The organism is Pseudomonas sp. W4I3 (assembly GCF_030816195.1).
Lineage (GTDB): Bacteria > Pseudomonadota > Gammaproteobacteria > Pseudomonadales > Pseudomonadaceae > Aquipseudomonas.
Window position 1 is genome coordinate 4,150,957 of sequence record NZ_JAUSXS010000001.1, and the last position, 16,295, is coordinate 4,167,251.

At 63.4% G+C, this 16,295-nt stretch carries 16 protein-coding genes; 7 read left to right on the forward strand and 9 right to left on the reverse strand.

The window, feature by feature from the left end; all coding sequences use genetic code 11:
- The 5 genes from QF045_RS18760 to QF045_RS18780 are packed head-to-tail and all read right to left on the reverse strand — an operon-like array spanning window position 1 to window position 2,897.
- Window positions 1-789 (reverse strand): molecular chaperone, encoded by a 789-nt coding sequence (locus QF045_RS18760; protein ID WP_306493537.1) that lies wholly within the window; start codon window positions 787-789, stop codon window positions 1-3.
- A gap of 25 nt (window positions 790-814) precedes the next feature.
- Window positions 815-1,306 (reverse strand): spore coat U domain-containing protein, encoded by a 492-nt coding sequence (locus tag QF045_RS18765; RefSeq protein ID WP_306493538.1) that lies wholly within the window; start codon window positions 1,304-1,306, stop codon window positions 815-817.
- The gene (locus tag QF045_RS18770; protein WP_065894984.1) at window positions 1,306-1,848 is read right to left on the reverse strand and encodes a spore coat protein U domain-containing protein; all 543 of its coding nucleotides are present in this window, start codon (window positions 1,846-1,848) and stop codon (window positions 1,306-1,308) included. Before QF045_RS18770 ends, QF045_RS18765 begins: the two co-directional genes overlap by 1 nt.
- An 18-nt stretch (window positions 1,849-1,866) precedes the next feature.
- Window positions 1,867-2,412: a spore coat protein U domain-containing protein gene (locus QF045_RS18775; RefSeq protein WP_306493539.1), complete on the reverse strand. Its 546-nt coding sequence runs from the start codon at window positions 2,410-2,412 to the stop codon at window positions 1,867-1,869.
- The gene (locus QF045_RS18780; RefSeq protein ID WP_306494924.1) at window positions 2,406-2,897 is read right to left on the reverse strand and encodes a spore coat U domain-containing protein; all 492 of its coding nucleotides are present in this window, start codon (window positions 2,895-2,897) and stop codon (window positions 2,406-2,408) included. Before QF045_RS18780 ends, QF045_RS18775 begins: the two co-directional genes overlap by 7 nt.
- A gap of 222 nt (window positions 2,898-3,119) precedes the next feature.
- Here QF045_RS18780 and zapE point away from each other — a divergent pair, with 222 nt between their 5' ends.
- Window positions 3,120-4,217 carry a cell division protein ZapE gene (gene zapE / locus QF045_RS18785; protein ID WP_306493540.1) on the forward strand — a complete coding sequence of 366 codons (1,098 nt, stop codon included), beginning with the start codon at window positions 3,120-3,122 and terminating at the stop codon, window positions 4,215-4,217.
- A 40-nt stretch (window positions 4,218-4,257) separates the two neighbouring features.
- Window positions 4,258-5,559, forward strand: coding sequence for a protein kinase (locus QF045_RS18790; protein WP_306494925.1), 1,302 nt, complete (start codon window positions 4,258-4,260; stop codon window positions 5,557-5,559).
- A gap of 647 nt (window positions 5,560-6,206) precedes the next feature.
- Here QF045_RS18790 and QF045_RS18795 read toward each other — a convergent pair.
- Entirely contained in the window at window positions 6,207-6,914 is a 708-nt protein-coding gene (locus QF045_RS18795; RefSeq protein ID WP_306493541.1) for a YebC/PmpR family DNA-binding transcriptional regulator, read from the reverse strand.
- Window positions 6,915-7,012: 98 nt separating this feature from the next.
- Window positions 7,013-7,870: a LysR substrate-binding domain-containing protein gene (locus QF045_RS18800; protein ID WP_306493542.1), complete on the reverse strand. Its 858-nt coding sequence runs from the start codon at window positions 7,868-7,870 to the stop codon at window positions 7,013-7,015.
- A gap of 111 nt (window positions 7,871-7,981) precedes the next feature.
- Between QF045_RS18800 and QF045_RS18805 the strand changes: the two genes are divergently transcribed.
- The 3 genes from QF045_RS18805 (at window position 7,982) to QF045_RS18815 (ending at window position 10,613) form a co-directional block, all read left to right on the forward strand.
- Entirely contained in the window at window positions 7,982-9,091 is a 1,110-nt protein-coding gene (locus tag QF045_RS18805; protein WP_306493543.1) for a 2-aminoethylphosphonate--pyruvate transaminase, read from the forward strand.
- Between the two features lie 28 nt (window positions 9,092-9,119).
- Entirely contained in the window at window positions 9,120-9,947 is an 828-nt protein-coding gene (gene phnX / locus QF045_RS18810; RefSeq protein WP_306493544.1) for a phosphonoacetaldehyde hydrolase, read from the forward strand.
- A 111-nt stretch (window positions 9,948-10,058) separates the two neighbouring features.
- Window positions 10,059-10,613 (forward strand): cytochrome b, encoded by a 555-nt coding sequence (locus tag QF045_RS18815; RefSeq protein WP_306493545.1) that lies wholly within the window; start codon window positions 10,059-10,061, stop codon window positions 10,611-10,613.
- Window position 10,614: 1 nt separating this feature from the next.
- Here QF045_RS18815 and QF045_RS18820 read toward each other — a convergent pair whose 3' ends face one another.
- Both QF045_RS18820 and QF045_RS18825 read right to left on the reverse strand, forming a co-directional pair.
- On the reverse strand, window positions 10,615-11,505 hold the full coding sequence (locus QF045_RS18820; RefSeq protein ID WP_306493546.1) for a 1-aminocyclopropane-1-carboxylate deaminase/D-cysteine desulfhydrase: 891 nt from the start codon (window positions 11,503-11,505) through the stop codon (window positions 10,615-10,617).
- Between the two features lie 52 nt (window positions 11,506-11,557).
- Complete coding sequence (locus QF045_RS18825; protein ID WP_306493548.1) at window positions 11,558-13,597, reverse strand: NADPH-dependent 2,4-dienoyl-CoA reductase; 2,040 nt, start codon at window positions 13,595-13,597, stop codon at window positions 11,558-11,560.
- A gap of 210 nt (window positions 13,598-13,807) precedes the next feature.
- Between QF045_RS18825 and QF045_RS18830 the strand changes: the two genes are divergently transcribed.
- Complete coding sequence (locus tag QF045_RS18830; RefSeq protein ID WP_306493549.1) at window positions 13,808-14,938, forward strand: carbon-nitrogen hydrolase family protein; 1,131 nt, start codon at window positions 13,808-13,810, stop codon at window positions 14,936-14,938.
- A 4-nt stretch (window positions 14,939-14,942) separates the two neighbouring features.
- A complete protein-coding gene (locus tag QF045_RS18835; RefSeq protein ID WP_306493550.1) occupies window positions 14,943-15,977 on the forward strand; it encodes an AraC family transcriptional regulator in 1,035 nt (344 codons plus the stop codon).
- Window positions 15,978-16,295 lie beyond the last annotated feature (318 nt).

Here is a 16,295-nt window from a genome sequence, read left to right on the forward strand (position 1 = left end):
TTAGCGTTTCGGCGCCAGGCTCTCCAACTGCGCTGCGCCGTTGACCCTGACCTGCAACGGCTGGTCGGCCGACACGGCGTCCGGCACCGGCCAACGCATGGTTGCGCCCGGCAGCACATAGCCGAGCAACCCCTCTACCAGCGGTCGCGTCTGCCCACTTTGTTTGAACGAGGCATCCGTCAACCGCGCATGCACGGCGCCCTGGTTATGTACCTCGATATAGCTGCGCCCGGCCACATTGACTTTGCGCCAGCTCAATTGCGGCTTGCCCGCGCCTTTGGGGTCGCGCTGGCGGGTCGCGTCGTCCTTGCTCCACAGGCCGGCGCCGTAGGCAAACAACGGCACCGAGTAGCGCATCTGGAAACGAATCGCCGCCGCCGTGTTCTTGCCTTCTGGTGGCGCGGGCACCTGCAGCGCCGAGGGGATTTCATCAATGATGATGCGATAGGCCAATTCCTGTCCGGGCGGCACTTCACGGGTACGGGTCAGGCGCACCAGTTGCTTCTGCCCCGGCTCGATCTTCGCCACCGGCGGGCTGCCGATCACATCGCGCTGGTTCTGGTATTGCTCGTCGAAGCCATTCTGGCTCCAGGCGAATACGCGCACCTGCAGGTTGGCCGTTTCGCTGCCACGGTTCTCCAGCCACAGCGCGCTGGCCTGTTGGTCGGCCTCCAGCACCGGGTCGATGGGCCAGATCAGCACCGAGCTGGCCGCCTGCGCGAGCCCGGCCGTGCCCAGGGCACTCAAGACAACACCCGCGGCCCACAACCGCCGGGAAGGTGAACGCATAAAACCACTCCTTATACCGATAGCCCTACCACGACAGCTGCACCTGCAGCGTGTCGCTGTATATCCCCCCAGGCTGATTGCCCGGTAGTACCACCCGCCCGTAAATCGGCAGGCTGATGTTGTTCGCATCGCTGTAGCTCACGCTGACGCTCTGGCTGATCCCCAGGCTCTGGCTGAACGCCGCATCGCGAAACAATTGGTAAGCCACCCGCGCGCTGCCGCTATTGAGCTGCAGGTTGCGCCCGGTGCTGCTGTGCAGCCCGCCGTCGACACTCATGCTCAACGCCACGCCCGGCGTGCATTGCAGCGTCACACCGGCGGTCAGCGCAGCGCTCACGGTGCTGGTGGCCAGGGCCGAATAACTGCCGTAGGCCAGCGCGCCGTAGTTGCTGCCGCCGCCCACGATCAGGCACCCCGGTGTGATGGTCGCGCTGACTTGGAAGCTCTGGCTGGTGACCGCCGACAACGGCAGCGGCAATGCCAGCCCGCAGGCCAGAAACAGTGCGCGCAGCTTCACTAGAACGTCAGTTCCACGGCGACGGTGTCGGTGTAGACGCCTGCCGGCAGCCCCGGCTTGCCCACTGCACGCCCATACAGGCCCACGGTTTGCGCCACACCGGTACTCGCGGCGAGGGTAATCACGCCGTCGATCGCCAGCAGCGAAGAGAAACCGCTGTCGGTGTAAAAGTCGTACGGCACAAAGTTACCCGCGCCATCGGCCAGTGCTCGAGTGCCGCCCGGGGACGCGCCATCATGGGCACCGGCGCGCACTTTGACGGCAGGCGTGGTGCCCGCCGAACACAGGATCGACAGCGCACCGCCCGTTCCGGTACCGCCCAGCAACTGGGCATTGGCACTGGTAAACAAGCTGTTGGTCGTACCGAAGTTGAGGCTACCGAAGTTCAACCCGGTGGCGGCACCAGAGCCGTTGACCTGGCAGCTGGCGATCAATGTCAGGCTGGAGCTGATCTGCCCGGTCACGGTGGTCGCGGCGTTGAGGCTGGAGGCCATCGCCAGGCCCAGGGCACAAACGCCTAATCGAGATACGAGTACATGCATGATATCCATCCTCATGGTTTACCAATCCAGAGTCACCGTCAGGGTGTCTGTATAGATGCCGGCCGGTAGGGCCCTGGTATTCGCCACCACGGAGCCAAATACCGGGATCGGTACCTGGGTGCCATGGGTCACGGCGAAATTGCGTTGCTGGCCGATGCTGTAGGTGCTGCGGCCCAAAGCATCGGCCGACAGCCGATACGGTATGGTGTGGCGGCCGTTACTCAAGCGCCGCGTGGTGCCGTCGCCATTGGCGCCACCGTCGATGGTCACGGTGAAACTGCTGACCACCGAGGGGTTGCAGGACACTGACAGCGGAGCCTTGTCGGTGTCGGAAATGGCCGCACCCAAGGTGTCATTCCAGGTCGGCCCTTGCTGGCCGAAATCCAGGCGCGCGGTGCCGCCCTCGGGGGTCACCGGCGCGGTTTCCATGCCCTTGCTGACTTCGCAGCTGGCGGTGATCACCAACCGTGCGTGGATCTGCCCGTTGACCGCGCCGGCCTGTGCGCCTTGCGCCAGCCACAGCAGGCTGCCCAGGGCCGTCGCGGCCAGATAGCGGCTTACCATGTGACCGTGACCTTGAGCAGGTCGGAATAGCGGCCGACGGCGGGAATGTCCTTGAGCGGTTCGATACGGCCATACAGCGGCAGGTCGACGGAACCGGTGTCCGGCACGCGGCCGCTGACGGGCACGTTGACCGGTAACGGAATCAACCGCGCGGCATCGGCATAGATGCGATAGGGAATGGGCTTGCTCGCAGGCGCTCCGTTGACCAGATAACGCACTTCGCCGACACCGCCATGCAGGCCGCCGTCAACGCGTATTTGGTAGGGCGTATCAGGGTTGCACTCCAGCCGCGGCTGACGCTGGCTGATCAGCGCTGCACTCAAAGGGCCTGCCGGGTCATCCAGACGCGGGACACGGCCGAAATCCAGAACCCCAAGCTGTTCGATACCCGCATCGCGCGTGGTACCGACCAACTGGCAACCGCGCTGCACGTCGATGCGCACCTCCACCTGGAGCTGCGCGGCAAACGCCGTGTTGCAGAGCATTGCGGCCATGATTGCCAGTACTGTTCGTTCCTTCACTGCCCCAAATCCTTATACAGGGGTGACTCCTTGGTACAAGGGTAGTCACTGGGAGCGATTCTGCCAGTCTGGTCAGGAAAACCCGTGCGTCATGCCTTTTTGAGATGGCTGGGCGCATCCTGGCTATTGGTCAAATCGCGGCGAGCATCCTAAAGTGAGCGACCACCGAAACAAGAGTGACGCGCTTTGACCGTGCTTTCCCTGATCCGGCGTCTGCTAGGCACTAGCCCCTCAAGCCCGCAAGACTCGCCTATTCCGGCATTCTTCCAGAACAAGGCCGAGCAACAGGGGTACACCCTGAGTGCCGGACAGACCCGTGCAATTGCCGCCATGGCCCGCGAAACCCAACACCTGCTAAATGGTGAGCCCACGCGCAGCCTGTACCTGCACGGCCCGGTGGGGCGCGGCAAGAGCTGGTTGCTCGACGGCTTTTTCCAGGCGCTGCCGATCAGCGCCAAGCAGCGCGTGCACTTCCACGACTTTTTCGCCGCACTGCACCGAGGCATGTTCCAGCATCGCGCACACGACGATGCGCTGGCCGTGACGCTGGACGAACTACTGGCGGGCTGCCCCCGCGTGCTGTGTTTCGACGAATTCCACGTGCACGACATCGGCGACGCCATGCTCATCAGCCGCTTGTTCAAGGCCTTGTTCCAGCGCGGCGTGCTGGTGCTGGTGACGTCCAACTACGCGCCCGAGGGCCTGCTGCCCAACCCGCTGTACCACCAGCGCTTCAAGCCAGTGATCGACCTGATCGCAGCGCGCATGGACGTGCTGGAAGTGAGTGCGCCCGAGGATTTTCGCCGCCTGCCCCAAGCCCATACGGAACAGCGCTTCAGCAGCGGCCTGTATGTCTGGCCAGGCAGCGTGGCGCAACGTGCGGCGCTTGGGCTGCCCGACGCGGATTGCCCGGCGTTGCCCCTGGCCGTCGGCAACCGGCAGCTGCAGTGCCGCCGCCATGAAGCGCGGAGCATCGCGTTCACCTTCAACGATCTGTGCGAACAGCTCACCGCCGTGATGGATTACCTGCTGCTGTGCCAGGACTTCGATCACTGGATCATCGACGGCCTGCCCCACCTTGCCGACTGCCCGATAGCCGTGCAGCAACGCTTTATCAACCTGATCGACGTGCTCTACGACCGCGACAAACACCTGATCCTGATCGGCGACCACCCGCTGGAGCAGGCCTTGAGTGGCAAGGCCATTGATCTGGCCCGGACTGCCAGCCGCCTGGGGCAATTGCAAGGGTACAGCACGCAACCTGCGCCCGACCCGGTATCATGAGCGCCTTTTCACGCCCCTTTGCCGAGTGACCGCGCCGTTGATCAATACCCTCGCCCAACTCAAGGCCGGCCAATTGGCCGGTGCCACACGCCTGGACCTGGCCTGCGGATTGACCGAATTTCCTCGGGAGATCTTCGAACTGGCCGACTCGCTGGAAATCCTCAATCTGACGGGCAACGCCTTGAGCAGCCTGCCGGACGACCTGCACCGCCTCAAGCACTTGCGCGTGCTGTTCTGCTCGGACAACGCGTTCACCGAACTGCCGGAATGCCTGGGCCAGTGCACCACGCTGAGCATGATTGGCTTCAAGGCCAACCAGATCCGCCACGTGCCTGCCGCCGCCCTGCCGCCCCAGTTGCGCTGGCTGATCCTCACCGACAACTGCATCGGCCAGTTGCCCGACGAGCTCGGCCAGCGCCCGTTGCTGCAAAAACTGATGCTGGCCGGCAACCAACTGACACAGTTGCCCCCCAGCCTGACCCACTGCGAAAACCTTGAATTGATCCGCATCGCGTCCAACCGCCTGACCCACCTGCCCGACTGGCTGCTGACGATGCCGAGCCTGACGTGGCTGGCCTATGCTGGCAATCCGGTGGAGACGGCCGTGGACGTGGCGGGCGATGACGCGACAGCCGATATTGCCTGGGCCGAACTGGAACTGGGCGAAGTGCTTGGTGAAGGCGCCTCCGGCATTATCCGCAAGGCGGTGTGGACGCCTCATGCGCTGCCGGTGGCAGTCAAACTGTATAAAGGCACGATCACCAGCGACGGTTCGCCGCTGCATGAAATGCAAGCGTGCATCGCCGCTGGGCTGCACCCTAACCTGATCAAGGTGCAGGGGCGTGTCGTCGGCCATCCGGATGACCAGGCCGCGCTGGTGATGGACCTGATCGACCCGAGCTACCGCAACCTCGCGGCGCTGCCAAGCCTGGCGTCCTGTACCCGGGATGTGTACGAGCCTGGCACGCGCTTGAGCCTCGACGTGGCAGTGCGCATGGCCCGTGGCATCGCCTCGGTGGCCGCGCACCTGCACCGGCATGGCATCACCCATGGCGACCTGTACGGCCACAATATTCTGTGGAATAGCGCGGGCGAGTGTTTACTGGGGGACTTTGGCGCGGCGTCGTTTCACACCAAGGCGGACACCCTGGAAACCAGGGCGCTGCAGCGCATTGAAGTGCGCGCATTTGGCGTGTTGTTGGGGGAGTTGCTGGAGCGGGTTGAGGGGGCAGCGGGAGACGATCTGATTGAGCTGCAAATTAGCTGTTGCCAACCCGATGTGCTGGCGCGACCGAGCTTCGCAGATATCGAACTCGTGCTTCAACCCATCCAACACCACTAACCAATGTGGGAGGGGGCTTGCCCCCGATGGCCATAGGTATCTACACAACTTTGTAGCAGCCTACGGTAACCACGATGCGAAGCGAGCCGCTCTTGATCTTGCTCTTGATTTTAGGCGCCCCGTTAAACCACGCTGGCCGCAATTCGACAGTGATTTGGGGGGTAAACCGGCAGGGATGCCGGTTTAGCCGCCCCGCGCCATGGATGGCGCGTGGCGGCGGCCCCCCAAATCACTGTCGGATTACGGGCACACCGAGCCTAGGCGAGGTGCCGAGTGGTGGGGCAAGAGCGTTTTGCTAACTTTTGCGCTTTTCAAAAGTGAGCCGCCGTCAGGGCGGAACCCTAAGTCGCCGTTACCGCAGCAACGGATATGGACGCGCTCTGATCCAACATCCAGGTCGGCTGTCAGGCCGCCATCGGGAGCAAGCCCCCTCCCACATTTGGATCGCGCGGCATCAGTCAGATAGCTATAGGCCGTCAGGTCGCCATCGGGAGCAAGCTCCCTCGCCACAGGTTCAGGTCTACGCCAAAGTTGTGTAGATACCTATGCCCCGATGGCGGTGTATCAGCCACATTCTCTGTGTCTGACCCACTGCTATCGGGAGCAAGCCCCCTCCCACATTTTGACACCCTGCATTCAGATACGAATCAGCCAGCCAGGCCGACGAACATATCCTGCACGTCATCATGGTTGTCCAGGCCTTCCAGGAAGGCTTCGACTTCCGCCATCTGCTCCTCGCTCAAGCCGGTCACCGGGTTCTTCGCGATGTAGCCCAGCTTGGCCGACAGCACGGTGAAGCCCTGTTCCGGCAAGGCTTTTTGCACGGCGTCCAGGTCGGTGGTTTCGGTGATGAACAGGCTGGTGCCTTCTTCTTCGCCGTCTTCGAAATCCTGGGCGCCGGCTTCGATAGCGGCCATTTCCGGGTCTGCGTCCGGAGTGTCCGGCGACGCTTCGATCAAGCCGACATGGTTGAAGTCCCAGGCTACCGAGCCGGAAGCCCCCAGTTGGCCCTTGCGGAACGCCACGCGGATTTCCGCCACGGTGCGGTTGATGTTGTCGGTGACGCATTCGACGATCAACGGCACCTGGTGCGGGGCAAAACCTTCGTAGGTCACGCGGTGGTACTGCACGGTTTCACCGAGCAGACCGGCGCCCTTCTTGATCGCGCGGTCCAGGGTTTCCTTGGGCATTGAGGCCTTCTTGGCCTGCTCCACCACCAGACGCAAGTGGGCGTTGGTCGAGGTGTCCGCGCCGTTGCGGGCGGCGATGGTGATTTCTTTCACCAGCTTGCCGAAAATCTTGCCCTTGGCATTGGCTGCCGCTTCTTTATGTTTGACTTTCCACTGTGCGCCCATGACTCACTCTCTGCTGTCCATCGCGCCGAAACGTCTACTGGCCGGCGCTTTGGGGGCAGAGTTTATAGCGCAAGAACGCATCGTTCCACCAAAAACCCTCAAGGCGCCAACTCGAAAAACGCCTGGATCAAGCGCAACGCCCGGCGCCGCTCCAGGCAGCCGAGGCTATGGCGATTCAGCAGGCCATCACCCAGGACCGGCACCGCCCGTACGCGCGGGTCCTGACTGACCTCCATCGACGACACCACGCCAACGCCCAACTCGGCGGCCACGGCCTCGGTCACCGCTTCCCGGCTGTCCAGTTCCAGCAGCACCTTGGGCCGGACCTGGGCGGCCAGGCACGCGTCGTCAAAGGTGCGCCGGGTGATAGAGCTGGGCTCGCGCAGCACCATGATCACCTCGTTCAACTTCGCCAGTTCAATGCCTTTGGCCTGCGCCGCCCACGGATGCGCCGCCGGTACCAGCGCACACATGCGTGACTCGCCCAGGGGCTGCAGGTGCAGGCCATTGCGCGGCTCAACTTCGGTCAGCACCGCCACGTCGGCATGTTCCGACAACAACGCCGCGAGGGTTTCTTGGGCGTTGCCCAAGCGCAGGTTCACCGTGATGCCGGGATAGCGTGCGCGCAGGCGAGCAATCATCGGCATCACCAGGTGCGGGCCATCCGCCGCCACTTCCAGGCGCCCGGTGAGCAATTGGCGGTTGGCTTCGAGCATGGCCTGCGCCTCGTCCACCAAGCCGAATATCGCGCGAGTGATCGCCGCCAGGCGCGCGCCTTCTTCGGTCAACTCCACCCGCCGCGCAGTGCGGCGCAACAACGGAATCTGGTAGTGCTCTTCCAGGGCCTTGATATGCCCGGTCACCGCCGGCTGGCTGATGAACAGCCGGGCCGCCGCACGGGTAAAACTGCCCTCGCGGGCCACGGCATCGAATGCGCGCAGTTGGAACAGGTTCATAGCTATCGGCCTCACTGATAGCTCGCATAACAACAAACAATTTGATTGATAACAAGCCAAACTGCAATTTAGGCGCCGTAGAGTCGACCCGTTGTTTTGCGAGGACCCGAGATGAACCCTGCCGCGCCACTGCTGCTTACCCCCGGCCCCCTGACCACTTCACACCGCACCCGTCAGGCGATGATGGTGGACTGGGGTTCGTGGGATGAGCGTTTCAACCAACTCACCGCCAGCGTTTGCGAACAGCTGCTGGCAATCATCCATGGCGCCGAGCACCACCATTGCGTGCCGTTGCAAGGCAGCGGCACCTTCGCCGTCGAAGCCGCCATTGGCACCCTGGTGCCGCGCAATGGCAAGGTGCTGGTGCTGGTCAATGGCGCCTATGGCAAGCGCCTGGCGAAGATTTGCGAAGTGCTCGGCCGCGCGTTCAGCACCTTTGAAACCCTGGAGGACGAACCCACCGCCGCTGCCGATGTGGACCGCCTGCTGCACGCCGACGCGTCCATCACCCATGTCGCGCTGATCCACTGCGAAACCAGCACCGGCATCCTCAACCCGCTGGCGCAGATCGCCGAGGTGGTCAAACGCCACGGCAAGCGCCTGATCATCGACGCGATGAGTTCGTTCGGCGCATTGCCCATCGATGCGCGCGAAGTGCCCTTCGACGCGCTGATCGCCGCCTCCGGCAAATGCCTGGAAGGTGTGCCGGGCATGGGCTTTGTGTTCGCTGACAAAACCGCGCTGGCCGCCAGCCGGGGCAACTCTCACTCCCTGGCGATGGACCTGTTCGACCAGCACAGCTACATGGCCCAGACCGGTCAATGGCGCTTCACCCCGCCGACCCACGTGGTCGCCGCCCTGCACGAAGCGCTGCTGCAATACCACGAAGAAGGCGGCCTGCCCGCCCGCGCCCAACGCTACGCCCACAACTGCCAGACGCTTCTGGACGGCATGGCCGAACTGCGTCTGCGCAGCTTCCTGCCGGCGGCAATCCAGGCACCGATCATCGTCACGTTTCACGCACCGAAGGACCCGCGCTACCAGTTCAAGGCGTTCTACGAACAGGTCAAGGCCAAGGGTTTCATCCTGTACCCGGGCAAGCTGACCCAGGTGGACACGTTCCGCGTGGGCTGTATCGGCCAGGTCGATGCCGCAGGCATGCAAGCTGCGGTCAGGGCTATCGCCGAGGTGCTGCAGGACATGCACGTGCTGGACATCTGATCTTCCCCCTACCGACAGGATTTGCACCATGAACTATCAGCACCCCACCGCCCTCCAGGCCGTCATCCTCGATTGGGCCGGCACCGTGGTCGACTTCGGCTCGTTTGCGCCCACGCAGATTTTTGTCGAGGCCTTCGCCGAGTTCGACGTAGAGGTTTCCATCGAAGAAGCCCGCGGCCCGATGGGCATGGGCAAGTGGGACCATATCCGCACGCTGTGCGACCAGCCACCGGTTGCCGAGCGCTACCGCAAGGCGTTCGGCCGCACGCCCACGGACGACGACGTAACGGCGATCTACCAGCGCTTCATGCCGTTGCAGATCGAGAAAATCGCCGAACACTCGGCCTTGATTCCAGGCGCCCTCGATACGTTGGCCGGGCTGCGCGCGCAAGGTCTCAAGATTGGGTCCTGCTCCGGCTACCCCAAGCCAGTGATGGACAAGGTGGTCGCCCTGGCCGCGAGCAACGGCTACATCGCCGACCACGTAGTCGCCACCGATGAAGTTCCCAACGGTCGCCCATGGCCGGCCCAGGCCCTGGCCAACGTGATCGCGCTGGGCATTGACGATGTGGCGGCGTGCGTGAAGGTCGACGACACCGTTCCGGGCATCCTCGAAGGCCGACGCGCCGGCATGTGGACCGTGGCGCTGACCTGTTCCGGCAACGCCCTGGGCCTGACCTACGCGCAATTTTGTGCGCTGGACAGCGCCACCCTGGCCAGCGAGCGCCAGCGTATCGAAGCGATGTTCGAAGGTTCACGCCCGCACTACCGGGTGGACACCATCGCCGATCTGCCGCAGGTCATCGCCGACATCAATGCGCGCCTGGCGCGAGGGGAAATGCCGCAGAGCCACTGATTGAGGTCAAGGCCACGGCAATTGCTACAGGCGAAGCGCTTGAAACAGGCATACAGTTAACTCACTCCGTCAAAGAACGGAGGCATGCCCTGACAAGTGAGGAACCCAGCGATGCCGTGGAAAAATTCCGATACGCGCTACAGCACCATGTCGATTGCGTTGCACTGGTTGATGGTGGTGCTGCTGGCGGTGGTGTACGCCTGCATTGAACTGCGCGGGCAGTTCCCCAAAGGCAGCGGCGCACGCACGTTGATTGTGGAAATGCACTTCATGCTTGGCCTGACCGTGTTCGTGCTGGTGTGGTTGCGCCTGTTTGCCCGCAGCCTGGGCGTTGCGCCGAAAATACTGCCGGCACCGCCGCAATGGCAGAGCCTGCTGGCAACGCTGACGCATGGGGCGCTGTACGCCCTGATGATCGGCATGCCGATTGCCGGCTGGCTGATCGTCAGCGCCGAGGGGCATTCGGTGATGTTCTACGGCATGGAATTGCCGCCGTTGATTGGCGAGAACAAAGCATTGGCCAAGCAGATCGAAGGCTGGCATGTGTGGTTTGGCAAAGCCGGCTATTGGTTGATCGGGCTGCATGCGCTGGCCGGGATCTTTCATCACTACGTGCTGCGCGATAACACCGCATTGCGCATGATGCCAGGCAGGAGCGGGCACTGAGCTAGGCCTCAAAACCTCGGCGGCCTTGCAAGCCGCCGGTGTGGATGAAGATCAGCCGGGTGCCGACCGCGAAGCGTCCGGCCTCGATCTGCTGCTTCAGCGCCAGCAACGCCTTGGCGGTGTAGAGCGGTTCCAGGGGAATGCCGCAGGCCTGTTGCGTGCGGTCCATGAACTCAAGCAACAGCGGGTCGACCTTGGCAAAGCCGCCACGGCTGGCGTCCAGCAAGTGATAGCCGTGTTGCACGATGGCGCTGACGTTCTGCGCCACGCCGTGATCATCCGGCACCGCCATTGCCCCGTACACCGCATGCGCACCCGCCTCGGCCAGCACCAGGCCGGCCAGGGTGGTTCCGGTGCCGGCTGCCAGCCACCAGGCGTCGTAATCCGCCCAGCCCAGGTTAACCAGTTGCGCCCGCGCCTGTTCCAGCAATACGCCGCAGCCGATGGCCCCCGTCAATCCGCCACCACCTTCAGGCACGGGATACAACTGCGGATATTGCTCGCGCCAGGGCAGCCAGAACCCCGGCGCATGCCGCTCGCGATAACCGCCATACCCCAGCCAGTGCAGGTGCATGCCGAAGGCTTTCAGGTCGAGTACGGTGGGCGTGTCCTGGGGATGGCCGCGCAACAGGCCGACGGTGGGGAAACCAAAGCGCTTGCCCGCCGCCGCCAGCGCGTGCAGATGGTTGGAGTAGGCCCCGCCGAGGCTGATGATGCCGCCGGCGCCGGCCTGCTGAGCCTGGGCCAGGTGGCCGCTGAGCTTGAACCATTTGTTGCCGCTGATCAGCGGGTCGATGCGGTCCAGGCGCAGTACGGCCAGCTCCACCCCCTGCAGCCAGTCCAACTGCAGGGGTTCAAGCGGGGCGTGGGGCAGCCAATCGAAAGGACCCATGGGGGCGCATCTGCATGAAAAAGGAGCGGCAGTCTAGCACCGCTCCTTCTCTTCACAGCTCGGCGGCGAGGCGCGAGCCCTGATTGATGGCGCGCTTGGCGTCCAGCTCTGCCGCCACATCGGCACCGCCAATCAGGTGCACGTTCTGCCCGGCGGCGACCAGGCCGTCATGCAACTCGCGCAGCGGGTCCTGGCCGGCGCAGATGACAATGTTGTCCACCGCCAGCACCTGAGGCTCACCCTCGGCACCGATGCGAATGTGCAGACCTTCATCATCGATCTTCAGGTATTCGACGCTGTTAAGCATCTGCACCTGTTTGTTCTTCAAGCCGGTACGGTGGATCCAGCCGGTGGTCTTGCCCAGGCCGTCGCCGACCTTGGACGCCTTGCGTTGCAGCAGGAACACCTCACGCGCCGGCGCATGCCGCTCGGGCTTGATCCCGGCGACGCCGCCACGGGCCTCAAGCTGGGTGTCGATGCCCCACTCTTTCCAGAACGCTTCACGATCCAGGCTGGTGGACACGCCCTGATGCACCAGGAATTCCGACACGTCGAACCCGATGCCGCCCGCGCCGATCACCGCCACACGCTTGCCAACCGGTTTGCGCTCGAGGATCACGTCGAGGTAACTCAGCACCTTGGCGTGCTCCACGCCTGGGATCGCCGGGGTGCGCGGCGCGATACCGGTGGCCAGGATCACCTCGTCATACCCGCCCGACACCAGTTGCGCCACGTCCACACGGGTGTTGAGGCAAAGCTCGACATGGGTGGTCTGCAGTTTGCGCTTAAAGTAGCGCAGGGTTTCGAAAAACTCTTCCTTGCCCGGCACGCGCTTGGCGATATTGAACTGGCCGCCAATCTCGCTGGCCGAATCGAACAGCGTCACCTGGTGGCCGCGCTCGGCAGCCACTGTGGCCGCCGCCAGGCCTGCGGGACCGGCGCCGACTACCGCGATTTTCTTGATCTGCTTGACCGGCAGGTAGTTGAGCTCGGTTTCATAACACGCCCGCGGGTTGACCAGGCAGGTGGTCAGCTTGCCGCCAAAGGTGTGGTCCAGGCACGCCTGGTTGCAGCCGATGCAGGTGTTGATCTCGTCGGCACGCCCGGCCGCCGCCTTGTTGACGAAGTCCGGGTCGGCGAGAAACGGTCGCGCCATGGAAACCATGTCGGCATCGCCTTCGGCGAGGATCTGCTCGGCGATTTCCGGGGTGTTGATGCGGTTGGTGGTGATCAGCGGAATCTGCACCGCGCCGCGCAACTTGGCGGTGACCTTGCTGAACGCACCACGCGGCACCTTGGTGGCGATGGTCGGGATGCGCGCTTCGTGCCAGCCGATACCGGTGTTGATCAGGGTCGCGCCGGCCTGCTCGATGGCCTTGGCCAGCTGTACGACTTCTTCCCAGACACTGCCGCCTTCGACCAGGTCCAGCATCGACAGGCGGAAAATAATGATGAAATTCGGACCTACCGCTTCACGCACCCGGCGCACGATTTCCACGGCCAGGCGCATGCGGTTTTCAAAGCTGCCACCCCAACGGTCGGTGCGGTGGTTGGTGTGGGCGGCGAGGAACTGGTTAATGAAATAGCCCTCAGAGCCCATGATTTCGACGCCGTCGTACTCGGCGACCTGGGCCAGCAGCGAACAGGTGACGAAATCCTGGATCTGCTTCTCGATGCCTTCCTCATCCAGCTCCCTGGGCTTGAACGGGTTGATCGGCGCCTGGATGGCACTCGGCGCCACCTGCTTGGGGCTGTAGGCATAACGCCCGGCGTGCAGGATCTGCATGCAGATCTTGCCACCGGCCTCGTGCACGGCCTGGGTGACGATCCGGTGCTTTTGCGCTTCTTCCTCGGTGGTCAGCTTGGCCGCGCCGGCATACACGCCGCCCTCGTCGTTCGGGCCGATGCCGCCGGTCACCATCAGGCCCACACCGCCACGCGCACGCTCGGCGAAATAAGCCGCCATGCGTTCGAATCCACCGGGCTTTTCTTCCAGGCCGGTGTGCATGGAGCCCATCAGGGTGCGGTTGCGCAGGGTGGTAAAACCCAGGTCCAACGGGGCCAGCAAGTGCGGGTAGGCAGCAGCGGTCATGGTACAGCTCCACAACGGATCATCACGGGACGTGGAGCGCTCGAATGGCACCCCATCGGTTTATGTCCCACAGACTAAGAGGCGATCAGCTACCGCTCAATGACCGAAACTGACAACTTATTGATCCAAATGCACAGCGCCCCTTGGCAAGCCGGGCCATGGGCCCTACCCTGTCGCGAACCCTGTCTCCGGTCTGTTGTCTGTTGCCCCATGCGCAAATTACTCGTGTTCACCGTCACCATGGCCCTGTTTGCCGCCCTCGCCGCGTATCTGGTCTGGACCCAGGAGCGCCCCGTGGCGCATTACCTGTCGGACCTGCGCATCACCCTAGCCGTCAATGAAGGCCAACCGGCCGACCGCGGCAACCTGCTGGGGATCCAGCCGGAGCTGTTTCCCGCCGACTACCAGAGCCTGGAACGTCTGCACCTGAAGCTCTCGGCCTATCTGCAAAAGGCCCGTGATATGGGCTTGATCAACGACAAGACCGTCGTAGTGCTGCCGGAACACATCGGCACCTGGCTGATGCTGGCCGGCGAGAAAAACGAGCTGTACCAGGCTACCCATCTCAAGGACGCCATGAACTGGCTGTCGATCAGCAACCCGGTGCCGTTCATGCGTGCCTGGATCAGCGCCACCGGCGACAACCGCATGGACGATGCGTACCTGCGCATGAAAGCGCCGGGCATGGCGCGCGATTATCAAGTGCTGTTCGGCGGGCTGGCCAAGGAGTTCGGCGTGACCCTGGTGGCCGGCTCCATCGCCCTGCCCAACCCCACGGTGAGCCAGGGGCAACTGCAGGTCGGCCACGGCGCGCTGTACAACGTCAGCCTGGTGTTCGCCGCCGATGGCCTGCCCTTGGGCCAGCCGCAGCGTCAGCTGTACCCGATCTACGACGAACGCGGTTTTATCGAACCCGGCGATGAAAACGTCGTCAGCGTGGTCGACACCCCGGCCGGGCGCCTGGGCATCCTGATCGGCAGCGACAGCTGGTACCCGGACAACTACCGCAAGCTCAACGAACAATCAGCCCAGCTGATTGCAGTACCGGCCTACGTGACCGGGCGCGACACCTGGGAGCGTCCTTGGCGCGGCTTCAAGAGCGTGTCGACCCCGCCTGAAGTCAGCCTCAAGCCCGAAGAAACCAGCGAGGGCGAAGCCTGGCGCCGCCTGACCCTGATCAGCCAGCCGCCCATCAGCCAAGCCACGACGGGCATGAGCGTGTTCTTGCGCGGACAGTTTTGGGACCTGGGCAGCGCCGGGCAGAGCTTTCTGAGCCGCAACGGGCAGCTGTTCGCCGACGGCGATGCCCGTGGCGCGCGCCTGCTGAATATCTGGCTGTAACTGCGTGAAGCCGGTGCGCCTGGGGGATTTGTCGGTGGGCTTCGTGCACACCTTGGCCGATGCCATCCATAGCCACGGTCTGGACCCGCAACCTCTGTTGCTGCAATACGGCCTGGACCCTGCACGCCTGGCTGAAGCGGGGGCGCGTTTGTCGATCCCGCGCTATATGCGCCTGGGCCATGCGGCCATTCAACTGACCGCCGATCCGGGCCTGGGCCTGCGCATGGGCCAGCTCAGTCGCCTGAGCCAAGCCGGGCTCGCCGGTGTCACCGCCGCCCAGGCGCCGAATGTGCGCGAAGCTGCGCGCACGCTGACACGTTTCGAACCTCTGTATGGCTCCAATTACCGTGGGCAGTCGAGTTTTCATGAAGACGCTGAAGGCGCCTGGCTGAGGTTCTATTCCATCAGTCCCTACAATGCCTACAACCGCTTTGTGGTGGACTCGATCATCGCCGGCTGGCTGCATCAACTCTCAAGCCTGGCGCAACAGCGCGTGCAGGCCCAACGCATCGAGATCGAGTTCCAGGCGCCGGAGTACAGCGAGCTGTATGGCGTGCTGGGGGACGCACCGGTGCAGTTCGGCGCCGAGAACAATCAACTGCGCCTCAGCCAACCCACCCTGGCCCTGCGCAACCCGCAACACTGCCCAAGTACCTGGCAGCTTTTACTGCAGCTGTGTGAACGGGAACTGGAGCAACTGACCCGCACCCGCAGCCTGCGCGAGCGCATTACTCGCTTGCTCGGGCCGATGCTCAATGGTGGCCGGGAACCCGACCTGGAAGAAGTGGCGGCACGCTTGAAGCTGCCCACCTGGACACTGCGGCGCAAACTGGCCGACGAGGGCACCCAGTTCCGCGCGATTCTCAACGACACCCGCCGCGACCTGGCCATGACCTACATCCGCGACACGGAGCTGGCCTTTGGCGAGATTGCCTACTTGCTCGGTTTTGCCTCGGCCCAAGCCTTCCAACGCGCCTTCAGGCGCTGGAACAACCAGACCCCAGGGGAATTTCGCCGCAGCCAGCGGCATTCCGCCTGACGTCGGGGTTACAGCTCGGTGGCATCGTCGACCGGATCCAGCGGGTCGAATTCGAATGCCTGGTACTCCAGCAGTTCTTCCTGGTAATCGTCCATGGGGGACTCCTTGTTGAGTTAAATTCGGCCGCACGATTAATGACCTGCACCCGCAGCGTAAAGTGCCGTCATGACGAAAAAATGTCTGCGCCGTGACATTCCTGCCTTTGAAGATTAAACGTGTCAGGGCCACGCTGATTTAAATGGCGATTTTTTAGATGCACTTGCAATCATTGCAATTGCAATCATTAACCGGACTCCGTTAGGGTAGGCACACCTGTCG